The organism is Sphingomonas sp. Leaf17 (assembly GCF_001421505.1).
Classification (GTDB): Bacteria; Pseudomonadota; Alphaproteobacteria; order Sphingomonadales; family Sphingomonadaceae; genus Sphingomonas.
The window spans coordinates 761282-774545 of sequence record NZ_LMKL01000001.1; the positions used below are offsets into that span (position 1 = coordinate 761282).

The window sequence follows — 13264 nt, forward strand, 5'->3', positions numbered from 1 at the left end:
GGTCGCATGACGCCGGGCATCGGCATCATGTACGGCGTGGCGGGCGTCTTCGCGCTGGTCGGTGCCGGCCTGCTGCTCGCGCTCATCCGGCCGGCGGGGCCGGCCAAGGTCTATGTCTACCGCATGGCCGGCATCATGGCGCTCGCCGCCGGCATCGTCCTGGCCATGTCCGCGACCGCGATGTGGCAATGGAGTGTCGAGGCATGACCCGTTTTTCCAATTCCAATTTCAATTCTGTACCGGAGTAATCCCATGTCCCTCACCGAAGCGCGCAAGCAGTACAAGCCGTTCGAATACCCCTGGGCGTTCGAGTTCTGGAAGCGTCAGCAGCAGCTCCACTGGCTGCCCGAGGAAGTGCCGCTGGGCGAGGATTGCCGCGACTGGGCGCAGAAGCTGACCGATCACGAGCGCAACCTGCTGACCCAGATCTTCCGCTTCTTCACCCAGGCCGATGTCGAGGTGCAGGACTGCTATCACGAGAAATACGGGCGGGTGTTCAAGCCGACCGAGGTCAAGATGATGCTGGCCGCGTTCAGCAACATGGAGACGGTGCATATCGCCGCCTACAGCCATCTGCTCGACACCATCGGCATGCCCGAGAGCGAATATGGCATGTTCCTCGAATATGCCGAGATGAAGGACAAGCATGATTACATGCAGAACTTCACCGTCGACAATGACGAGGATATCGCGCGCACGCTGGCGATGTTCGGCGGTTTTACCGAAGGCGTTCAGCTGTTCGCGTCGTTCGCGATGCTGATGAACTTCCCGCGCTTCAACAAGATGAAGGGCATGGGCCAGATCGTCACCTGGTCGGTGCGCGATGAGTCGCTGCATTGCGAAGGCATCATTCGCCTGTTCCACGCCTTCTGTGCCGAGCGCGACTGCCTGACCAAGGCGGTCAAGGACGACATCGCCGATGTGTGCCAGACGACGATCCGGCTGGAGGATGCGTTCATCGACCTGGCGTTCGAGCAGGGGCCGGTCAACGGCATGACGCCCAAGGAGATCAAGAAGTACATCCGCTACATCGCCGACTGGCGGATGAACCAGCTGGGCCTGAAACCGATCTACATGATCGACGAACACCCGCTGCCGTGGCTGACCCCGCTGCTGAACGGTGTCGAGCATGCGAACTTCTTCGAAACCCGCGCGACCGAATATTCCAAGGCCGCGACCAAGGGCCAGTGGAACGACGTGTGGGATTCGTTCGACAAGCGCCAGAAGGCCAAGGCCGGCCCGGTCGCGGCGCAGGATCTGGACGCGCTGGACGGCGACATGTTCGCCCGCGCCGGGGTGGCGGCGGAGTAGGCTGCGATATGCGGGGCGGGTGCGAGGATGAACTCGCGCCCGCCCTGATGAACGATACGATCGCCGATGTCGCCATAGGACGGCAGACGGCCATCGACCGCGGGATCAGCGTTGACGCCGCTCGATAGCAGCGGCGATCTTTTCCCATTCGGCGCGGGTGTGGCACACCGTTTCACCCGTTTCCTTGGAATCAAGACAGGTCTTCTTCGGGCCGTTTGGATAACTGGCAACGCTGCGCCTTCCATCGCTTCTTGCCCGCATCAGGTAATTGTCCCCGGCCGACAGGACATTCACGGTCGGTGATTTGCTCTTTAGAATCTGTGCCTCCGCCGCCCCGGCGGTGAAAAGCCCGGTTACTGCCAACATCACCATCTTCATGTGCCTGCTCCCGTTCTACCGCGACAACGCGTTTCGGCCCGTTCGCGACCGCAACGTCCCATTGCCGTAATCAGTCTGCCTCCGTCCGCTGTACGGCCACTGAACAGACCTAATTTCAGAACGCGTCGATCAGAAAAAGGACGCCAGCCCTCACACCGCGCGTAACAACGGCTCCGGCTTCTTGCCGTCGGGCAGGGTGCGGCGGAGGTGGTCGTGAACCATCTGCGCGGTGAACGGCTTGCCCAGGAACGTGGCGTTGGCGGGCATGTCGCCGGCCCCGGGTTTGATCCGGCCGCTGGCGATGACGATCTCGATCCACGGATAGGTTTCGGCGACATGCCGGGCGAGCGCGAATCCATCGGTATCGCCCGGCATCTCGACGTCGGAGAACAGCAGGGTGATGTTGGCCGCATGGCGCGGCAGCATCGCCCTGGCCGCGTCGCCGTGATTGGCCTCGTAGCAGCGGAAGCCGGCCTCGGTCAGGATCCCGTTCAGATCCATCAGGATGATCGCGTCGTCATCGACGATCAGCGCATAGGGGATGGTCGATGTGGTCATGCCGCTTCAACGGGTGGCGGATGCCATGGGTCCGTCGAAACCCCGCGCCGTCGATTTTGTCCGGTGCGCCGCCGTCAGTCGGCCAGCCCCAGCGCCCGTCGATCGGCGGTCGCCGCCGCGAGTTCGGCGCGCGCCGACGCGATCCGCGCCTGCGCGTCGACCAGGCGGACGCGCGCATCGGTCGCGGTTTCCTCACGCTGGTTGACCAGGAAGAAATCGCCCGACCCCAGTTCGAACCGGCGGCGTTCGGCGGCGGCCAGCCGCTCGGCGAGCATCCGCTCCTCCTCGGCGATGGCGGCCAGTCGCTCGGTCGCGCCGACGGCGATGACGATGCCGTCGACCTCGACCGCGATCTGGTCGCGCAGGAACCGGCTGCGCTGGCCCAGCGCGTCGATCTCGGCCCGCGCCTCCGCCACCCGGCCCTTGGCCGCGCGGTTCTGGAGCGGCACGCTGAAGCGGAACCCGACGGTCGCCTCCAGCGGGGTCCGGTTCGGCCCGCCCAGCCCGACCGCGCCGATATCCTTGCCCACGTCACCGCGCAGGTCGAGCCGGGGCGACAGGTCGTTTTCGGCCAGCATCAGCCGCGCGGTCGACTGGTCGATGCGGGTCAGGATCGCGCGGTAATCGGGCCGTTCAACCGGCGCGGCGGCGACTCTCGGCGGGGCGACGGTCACGCCGGCCAGCGCGCCGGTATCGCCCGGCAGGCGCTCGGCCGACACCAGCAGCGGATCACCGTCGCCGTCGCGCAGATACAGCGACAGCGCGTTGGCGGCGCTGGCGAAATCCTGTTCGGCGCGCACGACCAGGGCACGGCGGCGGACCAGATTCTGGTCGTTCTCGGTCAGCAGGATCGCAGGGCGCGCGCCAAGCGTGACCAGCCGGCCGATCGCCCCGCGCCGCCGTTCGGCGAGATCGAGCAGGTCGCGGTACGCCCGCAGCCGCAAGCCGGCCGCGACCCACGCCTGATAGGCATCGACCGCGCGACGCTGCACGCCGATCGCGACCATCTGCGCCTCGAACCGTGCCACGTCGATGTCGGTGCCGGCGATATTCCGGCGCGTCCGGCGCTCGTCGATCACCCGGTCGCGCAACAACGCGAACAGCGCGCCGACCTTCGCCTCGCCCGCGCGGTTGGTATAGGCCTGATCCTCATAGACCGGGAAGGTGCCGCGCGACGCGCGGTAATTGCCATAGACATAGCCGCCATTGCCGGTCAGCGGCCGCGTCGCCCGCCCCTCAACGACGGTACCGTCATAATATCCGGCAAGGCGCGACTTGCCGTCGACGTCGAACACGGTGTCGAACGCGCCCTCCGCCGACAGCGACTTGCCCTCCGCCTGCCGGACACGGGCCAGCGCCTCGACGATCTGCGGCGCGCTACGGGCCGAGGACCGCAGCACCTCGTCCAGCGTCAGCGGCCCGACCTGCGCGCCGGCCGCAACCGGTGCCAGGGCAAGCATCAGGGCAAGGACCGGCGCGATCGACACCCGCCTCACTTCTTGCCGCCTTCGTCTTCGCCCGTCTTGGTCGACGCATCCTTGGCCCCGGCCTTGGCCTCTCCGCCGGCCGCAGGCACCGGGCGGCGGCCATATTCCAGCGGGAAGTCGTTCAGCTGACGCCACAGCTCATAACCGACCAGCACGGTCTCGCCCTGGACCCAGCCGCGCACCTTGCCGCCGGGGCGGACGAATTCGCGCACCGGCCAGGCGGGCTTGCCCGGTTGCGGCTCGACCAGGATACGGAACAGCCCGTCGGCGGCGGCATTGGGGTCGATCGTGCGGACGCGGCCATCGAACATGCCTTGCGCGACCGAGGGCCATCCGCTGAACTGGATCGCGGGCCATCCCTCGAACTCCAGCCGCACCGGGCGGCCGGGGCGCAACAGCGGCACGTCGCGGCCGTCGATGAACAGCTCGACCGCGCGCACGACCTTTTCGGGCGCGATGACCGCCAGCGCGGTGCCGGGCGACACCAGCGCGCCGCCGGCCGCCGCGTTCAGCTGCTGCACCCGCCCGTCACGGGGCGCGCGGACCAGCTGGACCGACTGGCGGTTCAGCTGGATGTCGATCCGGTTCAGCTTCGCGCGCGCCTCGGCCAACTTGGCCCCGGCATCGGCGACCTTGATCTGCGTCTGTTCATAGTCACGCCGCGCCGCCAGCCCCTCGGCCAGCAGCTGCGCGGTGCGGGCGACGTCGATGCCGGCGACGGCCCGGCTTTGCTGGACCGCGGCGATCTCCGCCACCACCTGCGCGCGCTCGGCCCGCAACCGGGTCAGGAAGTCGGGGTCGAGGTCGACGATGCGGGCGATCGGATCGCCCCTGGACACATGCTGGCCGTCATGGACGTACCAGCGTTCGACGCGGCCCGCGACGAAGGCGGTAACCTGCTGCTGCCGGTCGTCGGGATCCAGCGCGACGACCTGCCCCGTGCCCTTGGCAGTCTGCACCCACGGGACCAGCGCCATGATCGCGACCGTCACCCCGACGCCGATCATCAGCATCCAGGCGATGGCGACCGCGACCCGGGGCGGGCGCATCGCCGCCAGCGTCGTGAAATGGGCCATTCGGTCAGGCGTGTAGGTCATTGGTCGCCTCCCCTTCGCTGGCCCCATTGCTGGCCCCGTTGCTGGCAGCGATCATGGCGTCGCGGCTGTCGAAGCGTTGCTGCCGGTTCGGATCCAGCCGGAACCAGCCATCCAGGCCAATATCCTCAGGCCGCCCGGTACACAGCAACGTGGTCGTTTCCGCCGCCTTCAACCGGGCGAGCACGTCGACCAGCCGGCTGGCGGGGATCAGGTCGTACAGCTGCGACAGCATCAGCACATGCGGACGGACCAGCAGCGCGTTGGCCAGCTTCAGCGCCATGACCTCGCCGATCGACAGCGGATAGCCCGACGCGGCCAGCGGCGTGTCCAGCCCCTGCTCCAGCCGCGCGACCCGGTCGCGCAGGCCGACCACGTCCAGCGCCTCCAGCATCGCACCCGACCCGGCATCGGCGGCGGCCAGCGTCAGATACTGGCGGATCGTGACCTCGACGATGGTCGGCCGGTCCAGCACCATGACCTCGGACCGCAGCAGGTACATGTCGAACGTCGCCATGTCCGCGCCGCCGACCGTCACCAGACCGCGATCGGGCACGACATGGCGCTTCAGCACCAGCGCCAGCAGCCGTTCGGCCGCGCCGTCGGCCACCGTGACGAGCTGCTCGCCCGCCGCCAGCGAAAAGTCGAACCGCGCGCCCTGCACCTCGACCCCGTCCAGCCGGATCGCGCCGTCGGCCGGGGCCTTGCCGGTGGCAGCGACCGCCGGCTCCTGCGGAATCGCGAACAGCAGCGACAGTTCCTCCGCGCTCGCCACCAGATCGTACAGCGTGTCGAGATACCAGCCGAGCTGCGATATGCCGTAGAAGACGCCGCTGAGGATCAGTTCGGCCGCGACGAGCTGGCCGATCGACAATTCGCCGCGCAGGATCAGGCTGCCACCCAGCGCCAGCAGGGCGGCGCTGGCAAAGGCATAGAGCAGCAGGAACGCCACCGTCTGGGTGAAGCTGTACCGGAAATAGCGGCGATGCCGGTCGATATAGGTCGCGGTCACCGCCTCCGACCGGTCCATCGCGAAATCGAAATGCCGGCCGGATTTGTAGAAGCCGTTCGACCCGCCGACGCTTTCCAGCCAGCGCGCGGCGTCATGCTTGGCATGGCTCAGCCCGACCGCCGTACGGATCGACCCACGCGACCAGATCATCCAGATCGCCAGCACGAGCAGGATCAGCAGCGCGTTGAAGGCGAGGAAGAAGGGGTGATAGAAGCTGGTGACGGCCAGCCCGACCGCCGATTGCAGGATGATGGTGAAGCCGCCGATGAACAGGCTCGGCACCGCCTTCTGCACGACCACCAGGTCGAAATAGCGGTTGAACAGGTCGCCGCGGTTCTGGTCACCGAAGAACGGGTTCTGCGCGTGGACCGCGCGCACCGTGATCTCGGCGACGACGCGCGCGAACACATGCCGCTCGAACAGCGCCATGATGTAGAAGCGGGCGGCACTCAGCCCCGCGACGAACAGCAGCAGCAGCAGCAGCAGGCCCGCCAGCGTCCAGAGCGGGGCGGGCAAGGCGGTATTGGCGACGCTGTTGATGAGCAGCTGCACCGAAATGGGGGTCGCCAGCGACAACAGGCTGGTCGCCACGCCATACACCAGCGCCAGCCGGAGATACGGCATGTCCGGGCCGACGATTTCACCCAGCCAGCCGCTTGCCTCGCGCCATCCGATTCGCTTGTCCGCCACCTGATCTGTCCACCATCGTTGCCGCGACGCCCTTAATCGCCGAACGCCAGTATTGATACAATGTTACGCAGACTATAGCCGCCAAAGGATTATCCTATGGCCCGACCGCGCGCAGCAGGTCGGCGATCAGCCGGTATGCGGGCGCCCGCCCCGCGCCGGTTCGCCAGAGCAGGCCGATCTCGCGGTAATAGCGTCCGCCCCGGATCGGCCGGACGACGACGTCGTCGCCGTCGCGGACCTCCTGACGGACGTACAGTTCGGGCAGCAGGGCCAGCCCCATGCCCATCCCGGCCATCTGGCGAATGGCGTCCAGGCTGGTCCCCTCGTAATCGTTCAGCATGACGCCGCCGACCTCGTCGGCGATCGCCGCGACCTGCTGCGCCATCCGGTATTCCGGCACCAGCGTCAGCAGGCTTTGTCCGCGCAGATCGGTCGTCTCGATAACAGATCGCGCGGCCAGCGGATGGTCCGCCGCCATCGCGAGGTACAGCGCCTCGCGAAACAGCCGTTCGGTGTGGAACGTCCGCCCCGCGACCGGCAGTTGCAGCAGGATCAGGTCATGCTCGCCCGTCGCCAGCCCATTGGTCAGGGCGGTGGGCAGCCCCTCGCGGATATGCACGCGCAGGGTCGGATGCTCCCGGTGCAGGCGCGCGACCAGACTTGGCAGCAGATAGGCACCGAGCGTCGGCGACACACCCAGCCTTATGGTGCCGACCAGCGCATCGGCGGATGCGGCGCGCACCTCCTCCATGTCGGTCAGGTCCAGCAATATGCGCCGCGCCCGGTCCAGCGTCTCGCGGCCCAGCGGCGTGAGGATGGCCGGTCCGCCCCGCTCGAACAACGCCCCGCCCAGCACGGTTTCCAACCCACGGATCTGTTGCGACAGCGATGGCTGCGCGATGCCCATGCGGTCGGCGGCCCGCGTGAAATTGCCCGTTTCCGCCAGCGCGACGAAATAGCTGAGCTGGCGCGTGGTGATTCTCGGACGGTGCATGATCCCTGCATATCGCGGCCGCGCCTCTGCAGGCGAACTATTCGCGGCTCCGTTCCCAACCGGCGACACCCTCAGCCAGCGGCGATGTGCCCGGCCAGCGCCTCGCGCACGCGGGCCAGCGCGGCTGTTTCCGGCGCGGCCTCGCCCATCAGCGCCCACGCCCCGCTGACCGCGAAGGCACAATGGCCGTGGACGGTGGCGATCAGCGACCGCGCCAGCGTCGCGATTCCGTCATCGACCGGGCGATGCAGCGCGCGGGCAACCTCGGTAATGACGATTTCGGTCAGCACGCCGCGCGCCTGCTGGTCGGCTTCGGGCAACGTGGCATCGGGCGGCAGGCGATGGTCGTAGATCGCGGTCCACCAATGGGTGTGCGACCGCGCGAAACCGAAATAGCCCTCGACCAGCACCGCGATCCGGTCGGCGTCCCCCGCCAGGTCCAGCCGCTCGCGCAGATAGGCCGCCCACAGACCGAAACTGCGCGTGTTGATCGCGGTCACCAGGCGGTCGGTGGTGCCGAACACGTTGTGGATCGTACCGATCGAATAGCCGATCCGCCGTGCGACCTCGCGCGCGGAAAATCCGGCAAGCCCCACCTCGGCGACGAGAGCGGCGGCGGCGGCGAGGATCAGCGTTTCCAGATCCTGGCGGCTGTGATCGGATCTGCGGCCCATGACGATGCCTTAACCAAAAAAATGAACAGTGTCCAATTTATCTATTGAGCGGTGTTCATTTGTTGTTATGGTCGCCGCCGAAGGGATCGCCACCATGTCCGCACCTGACGTATCGTTGCTCGCCAAGCGCCGTTTCGGGCCGTTGTTCGCCGTCCAGTTCCTGGGCGCGTTCAACGACAATCTGCTGAAGTTCGCGTTGCTGTTCCTTGCCAATTTCGGCCTGTACGCCGCCGCCCCGGACAAGGCGGAGCAACTGGCAACGATCGCCACCGGTGTGTTCATCCTGCCCTATTTCCTGCTGTCGGCCTTGGCCGGCCAGCTGGCGGACAAGTTCGACAAGGCGGTGCTGGTCCGCACCGTGAAGGCGGCCGAAATCGGCATCATGCTGCTGGCGCTGGCGGGCTTCTGGATCCAGTCGGTGCCTGTGCTGCTGGTCTGCCTGTTCCTGATGGGCGTGCATTCGACCATCTTCGGCCCCGTCAAATATTCTATCCTGCCGCAGCATCTGCGCCCGAACGAGGTGATGGGTGGCACCGGCCTGATCGAGGCGGGCACGTTCCTCGCGATCCTTGGCGGCCAGTTGCTGGGCGGCGTGATCCCGGCATGGGAGGGCGGTCTGGTCGCGACCGGCATTGCGATCATCGGCTTTCTGGTCAGCCTGGCCATTCCGTCCGCTCCCACCGCCGCGCCCGGCCTCATAATCGAGCGCAACATCTTCAAGGGCACCTGGGCGATCCTGAAGGTCGCGAAAGGCGGGCGCGGCGTCTGGCTGGCGATCCTGGGAATCAGCTGGTTCTTCTCGGTCGGCGCGATCCTGCTGTCGGAGTTCGCGCCGCTGGTCAGCGGGACGCTGCACGCCGGTGCCAGCGTGGTGACGCTGTTCCTGCTGGTCTTCTCGGTATCGGTCGCGGCCGGATCGCTGGCGGTCAACGCGCTGCTCGGCGGCGAGGTCTCCGCGCGCTACGTGCCGGTCGCCGCTTTGGGGCTGGCCGGATTCCTGATCGACCTGTGGATCGCCACCAGCCATTTCGTCGCGGTCGCCCCGATCGCTGACGTGGCCGCCTTCGTCGCGGCACCGGGCAGCTGGCATATCCTGTTCGCGCTGGCCGGCATCGCCTTTTCGGGCGGCGTGTTCATCGTGCCGCTCTACGCCGTCCTCCAGGTTCACAGCGCACCCGAACACCGATCGCGGATCATCGCCGCCAACAACATCATCAACGCCTGCGTCACGGTGCTGCTGGTCGTGGTCGTCACCCTGTTGCTGGCGAACGGCACGACCGTTCCCGGCGTGATCGGCGCACTCGGCTTTGCGACCCTGACCATCGCGCTGATCTCGTGCTGGCTGCTGCCGGAAACGATCTTCAAGGCGATGATCCGCGGCCTGCTGGTGCTGCTGTACCGGGTCGAGGTGCAGGGGGCGGAGAACATGCCGCAACCGGGCGAGCGCGCGGTGGTGGTGGTCAACCACGTCTCGTTCCTCGACGGGCTGCTGCTGGCCGCATTCCTGCCGGGCAAGCCGACCTTCGCGATCCACAGCCGGATCGCACGGGCGTGGTGGGTCCGCCCGTTCCTGGGCATGTTCGACGCCTTCCCGGTCGATCCGATGAATCCTATGGCGGCCAAGGCGATGGTGAAGGCGGTGCGCGAGGGGCGGACGCTGGTGATCTTCCCCGAAGGCCGCATCACCGTCACCGGCGCGCTCATGAAGGTCTTCGACGGCCCCGGCATGGTCGCCGACAAGGCCGATGCGCCGATCGTACCGGTCCGCATCAACGGCGCGCAATACAGCCCCTTCTCGCGGTTGCGCGGCAAGGTGCGGCTGCGGACCTTCCCCAAGATCGAACTGACCATCCTGCCGCCGCGCCGCTTCGCGGTGGAGGGCGACACCGCGCGCGAACGCCGCGCCGCCGCCGGTGCCAAGCTGTACGACGTGATGAGCGAAATGATCTTCGCGACGTCGGACACCGGCCGCACGCTGTATCAGGCCCTGATCGACGCCAAGGATATTCATGGCGGCCGGTCGCCGGTGGTCGAGGATGTGAAGCGCGAACCGCTGACCTACAGCCGCCTGCTGACGGGCAGCATCGCGCTGGGGCGTCCGCTTGCCGCGCTGACCGCCCCCGGCGAGGCGGTCGGGCTGATGCTGCCCAACGTCAACGCGGTGGTCGCCACCTTCTTCGCGTTGCAGGGCATCGGCCGGGTGCCGGCGATGCTGAACTACACCGCCGGACTTGCCAGCCTGACGGCGGCGTGCCGCGCGGCGGAGATCCGCACGATCCTGACCGCGCGCGCCTTCGTGACGCAGGGCAAGCTGGACGGCGTCATCACCGGGCTGGAGGCGGCGGGGCTGCGCGTCCATTATCTGGAGGATATCGGCGCTGCGATCGGCGCGTTTGCCAAACTGCGCGCGCTGGTCGCGACCCGCTGGGCTGGCCGCCTGCATCGCCGCCACCGCCTGTCACCCGACGCGCCGGCGGTGATCCTGTTCACCAGCGGGTCAGAGGGGTTGCCCAAGGGCGTCGTGCTGACCCACCGCAACCTGCTCGCCAACTGCCTGCAACTGTCGGCGCGGATCGACTTCAACGCCGCCGACCTGGTGCTGAACGCGCTGCCGGTGTTCCACAGCTTCGGGCTGACCGGCGGCACGCTGCTGCCGATCCTGTCGGGGGTGCGGACGCTGCTCTACCCCAGCCCGCTGCATTACCGGATCGTGCCTGCGCTGGCCTATGACGCCAATGCGACGATCCTGTTCGGCACCGACACGTTCTTGTCGGGCTATGCGCGGATGGCGCATGGCTATGATTTCTATGCGCTCCGCTACATCTTTGCGGGCGCGGAGCGGGTGCGCGACGAGACGCGGCGGACCTATGCCGACAAGTTCGGCCTGCGCATCCTGGAGGGCTATGGCGCGACCGAGGCGGCCCCGGTGATCGCGGTCAACACGCCGATGCATTTCCGCGCCGGCAGCGTCGGCCGCCTGCTGCCCGGCATGACCGCGAAGCTGGAGCCGGTGCCGGGCATCGACGAGGGCGGACGCCTGTCGATCCGTGGCCCTAACGTCATGGCCGGCTATCTGAAGGCTGATGCACCGGGCGTGCTGCAACCGCCCGAGGGCGGCTGGCACGACACCGGCGACATCGTGACGATCGACACCGGCGGTTACATCACGATCCGGGGCCGCGCGAAACGCTTTGCCAAGATCGCCGGCGAGATGGTGTCGCTGCCGGCGGTCGAGGGCTATGCCGCACGGCTCTGGCCCGACCACGACCATGCGGTCGTTACCCGGCCCGACCCGCGCAAAGGGGAACAGCTGGTGCTGTTCACCACCCGCGTCGATGCGAGCGCCGCCACGCTACAGGCGTGGGGCCGCGCCAACGGGGTGACCGAACTGATGCTGCCGCGTGAAATCCGGGCGCTCGATGCGTTGCCCGTCCTTGGCACCGGCAAGATCGACTATGTGACGCTGAACGCGATGGCCGCCCCGACTTCTGCGGCGCCCCCGGCAACGACGGAGGGCGATGTGGAATGACGGGTGCGGACGGTCAGTGCGACCGCCGCTTCGTCGGACGCTTGCCGCCGGTGCCATCCTCGACCGCGAGGCGGTGCCAGCGCGCGACCCGCTCCTCGGTCAGTTCGCCCGACGCGATCGCCGCGCGGATCGCGCAACCCGGCTCCCTGTCATGCGCGCAGTCGGAAAACCGGCACTCTTGCGCGATCAGCGCGACATCGTCGAACACCTCGGCGATGCCCGCCGCCGCCTCGGTCAGCTGCAATTCGCGCATACCGGGCAGGTCGAGCAGCCAGCCGCCCCGGGTCAGCCGGTGCATCTCGCGCACCGTCGTCGTGTGGCGACCGGTGCCGTCATGCGCGCGGATGGCCTGGGTAACGATGCTGTCCGACCCGCGCAGCGTGTTGACCAGCGTCGATTTGCCGACCCCCGACGAGCCGAGGAACGCGACGGTCTTCCCGCGCCCGCACCATGTCGCCAGCGTCTCGACCGCCGCGGGATCGCGCGCGTCGACGGTTTCGACCAGCAGCCCGGGTTCGAGCGCGCGTGCCGTTTGCGCGAACGCCGCCGGGTCGTCGGTCAGGTCTGGCTTGGTCAGCACGATCACCGGATGGACGCCGATCTCGCGCGCCATCACCAGATAGCGTTCCAGCCGCGCGACGCTGAAATCCTGGTTGCACGACGACACGATGAACACCGTGTCGACGTTGGCGGCGATCATCTGCTCTTTCCGGGGATCGGCGGGCGAGCGCCGCTTGAACAGGTTCATGCGCGTGAGCACACGGGTCGGCTCCCCCGTCTGACGGTCGGTCAGCACCCAGTCACCGACCGTGGGGTGGTCGTCATCCGGCTGCGCGCCCGGGATGTAGGGCGAGACGAACCGCTGCGTGACCCCGTCCGAGATCGCGATCTTGCCGCGGTGCACCGCCATCACCCGCGCAGGCACCTCGTCCCCTGAATCGTCGGGGATCCATTGCGCGCCGAAATGGTCGTTCCAGCCAAGGTCGATGAGGTGGTTCGGTATCATAGGGTTGCAGCGGCATCTTTCATCGCGACCAGCCCGGTCGATCGGGCCGAAGCTTTGGCCCTCATTGATAATGCGCGATATTGCCGAAGCCGTCACTGGTCTTCGCCATCCGCACCAGTTTGCGGATGTACGACCGGACATGGCGATCAAAGCGCGTGTCGTTGTAGACACCCCGCCAGATATAGTCGTCGCGCTCCGACAGGCTCTGCAAGCGCGCAAGAAACGTCGCGCGCGCGGTCACGGCCGTTCCGGCGGCCATCAGCGTGCAGACCATTTCCTCGGCATTCGCCTTGTCGCAATCGTCCTGCGCCGTGTAGCCGGTACGTTCCGCGACGACCTGATCCGACCGCGCCGCCGCCATGCGCGCGGCCAGCCAAGCCTGAACGGCAGTCGCATCCCAAGGTCCAGCGACCGTCTTTGCCATGATACCGTATCGCCTCGATTCCGCCGGCACCGCGAAGCCGACCAGCCCATGTCCGCGCCACCACATGGAATGGTGCACGGACCCGGCCACTGGGCTACAGGCGGGCA

Annotated in this window: 12 protein-coding genes; 3 read left to right on the forward strand and 9 right to left on the reverse strand. The window is 67.5% G+C overall.

What is annotated here, in order from left to right:
- Positions 1-6: 6 nt before the first annotated feature.
- Both ASE75_RS03515 and ASE75_RS03520 read left to right on the forward strand, forming a co-directional pair.
- Entirely contained in the window at positions 7-207 is a 201-nt protein-coding gene (locus ASE75_RS03515; protein ID WP_055928752.1) for a hypothetical protein, read from the forward strand.
- Between the two features lie 45 nt (positions 208-252).
- Positions 253-1311 carry a ribonucleotide-diphosphate reductase subunit beta gene (locus ASE75_RS03520; protein ID WP_055928755.1) on the forward strand — a complete coding sequence of 353 codons (1059 nt, stop codon included), beginning with the start codon at positions 253-255 and terminating at the stop codon, positions 1309-1311.
- Between the two features lie 105 nt (positions 1312-1416).
- Here ASE75_RS03520 and ASE75_RS15330 read toward each other — a convergent pair whose 3' ends face one another.
- From ASE75_RS15330 to ASE75_RS03550, 7 genes are all read right to left on the reverse strand, one after another.
- A complete protein-coding gene (locus ASE75_RS15330) occupies positions 1417-1689 on the reverse strand; it encodes a hypothetical protein (protein WP_156340091.1) in 273 nt (90 codons plus the stop codon).
- Between the two features lie 150 nt (positions 1690-1839).
- Positions 1840-2247: a response regulator gene (locus ASE75_RS03525; protein ID WP_055928758.1), complete on the reverse strand. Its 408-nt coding sequence runs from the start codon at positions 2245-2247 to the stop codon at positions 1840-1842.
- Between the two features lie 74 nt (positions 2248-2321).
- A complete protein-coding gene (locus ASE75_RS03530; RefSeq protein WP_443025284.1) occupies positions 2322-3743 on the reverse strand; it encodes a TolC family protein in 1422 nt (473 codons plus the stop codon).
- Positions 3740-4831, reverse strand: a complete 1092-nt coding sequence (locus tag ASE75_RS03535) for an efflux RND transporter periplasmic adaptor subunit (RefSeq protein WP_055928761.1) — start codon at positions 4829-4831, stop codon at positions 3740-3742. Before ASE75_RS03535 ends, ASE75_RS03530 begins: the two co-directional genes overlap by 4 nt.
- Entirely contained in the window at positions 4815-6530 is a 1716-nt protein-coding gene (locus ASE75_RS03540) for an ABC transporter ATP-binding protein (protein ID WP_055928763.1), read from the reverse strand. Before ASE75_RS03540 ends, ASE75_RS03535 begins: the two co-directional genes overlap by 17 nt.
- A gap of 94 nt (positions 6531-6624) precedes the next feature.
- Positions 6625-7524: a hydrogen peroxide-inducible genes activator gene (locus tag ASE75_RS03545; RefSeq protein ID WP_055928766.1), complete on the reverse strand. Its 900-nt coding sequence runs from the start codon at positions 7522-7524 to the stop codon at positions 6625-6627.
- A 71-nt stretch (positions 7525-7595) separates the two neighbouring features.
- Positions 7596-8198, reverse strand: a complete 603-nt coding sequence (locus ASE75_RS03550; protein ID WP_055928770.1) for a TetR/AcrR family transcriptional regulator — start codon at positions 8196-8198, stop codon at positions 7596-7598.
- A gap of 94 nt (positions 8199-8292) precedes the next feature.
- On the opposite strand from ASE75_RS03550, the gene ASE75_RS03555 reads away from it, so the two are divergent.
- Complete coding sequence (locus tag ASE75_RS03555) at positions 8293-11727, forward strand: acyl-[ACP]--phospholipid O-acyltransferase (RefSeq protein WP_235512498.1); 3435 nt, start codon at positions 8293-8295, stop codon at positions 11725-11727.
- A gap of 13 nt (positions 11728-11740) precedes the next feature.
- On the opposite strand, the gene rsgA is transcribed toward ASE75_RS03555, so the two are convergent.
- Both rsgA and ASE75_RS03565 read right to left on the reverse strand, forming a co-directional pair.
- The gene (gene rsgA / locus ASE75_RS03560) at positions 11741-12733 is read right to left on the reverse strand and encodes a ribosome small subunit-dependent GTPase A (protein ID WP_082463767.1); all 993 of its coding nucleotides are present in this window, start codon (positions 12731-12733) and stop codon (positions 11741-11743) included.
- Positions 12734-12794: 61 nt separating this feature from the next.
- Positions 12795-13235, reverse strand: coding sequence for a hypothetical protein (locus tag ASE75_RS03565; RefSeq protein WP_235512499.1), 441 nt, complete (start codon positions 13233-13235; stop codon positions 12795-12797).
- Positions 13236-13264 lie beyond the last annotated feature (29 nt).

What these genes read in the sequence shown, in the direction of transcription:
- ASE75_RS03550 (WP_055928770.1), bottom strand. Translation starts at nt 8,198, where the DNA reads ATGGGCCGCAGATCCGATCACAGCCGCCAGGATCTGGAAACGCTGATC.
- ASE75_RS03525 (WP_055928758.1), bottom strand. Translation starts at nt 2,247, where the DNA reads ATGACCACATCGACCATCCCCTATGCGCTGATCGTCGATGACGACGCG.
- ASE75_RS03515 (WP_055928752.1), top strand. Translation starts at nt 7, where the DNA reads ATGACGCCGGGCATCGGCATCATGTACGGCGTGGCGGGCGTCTTCGCG.
- ASE75_RS03520 (WP_055928755.1), top strand. Translation starts at nt 253, where the DNA reads ATGTCCCTCACCGAAGCGCGCAAGCAGTACAAGCCGTTCGAATACCCC.
- ASE75_RS03545 (WP_055928766.1), bottom strand. Translation starts at nt 7,524, where the DNA reads ATGCACCGTCCGAGAATCACCACGCGCCAGCTCAGCTATTTCGTCGCG.
- ASE75_RS15330 (WP_156340091.1), bottom strand. Translation starts at nt 1,689, where the DNA reads ATGAAGATGGTGATGTTGGCAGTAACCGGGCTTTTCACCGCCGGGGCG.
- ASE75_RS03535 (WP_055928761.1), bottom strand. Translation starts at nt 4,831, where the DNA reads ATGACCTACACGCCTGACCGAATGGCCCATTTCACGACGCTGGCGGCG.
- rsgA (WP_082463767.1), bottom strand. Translation starts at nt 12,733, where the DNA reads ATGATACCGAACCACCTCATCGACCTTGGCTGGAACGACCATTTCGGC.
- ASE75_RS03555 (WP_235512498.1), top strand. Translation starts at nt 8,293, where the DNA reads ATGTCCGCACCTGACGTATCGTTGCTCGCCAAGCGCCGTTTCGGGCCG.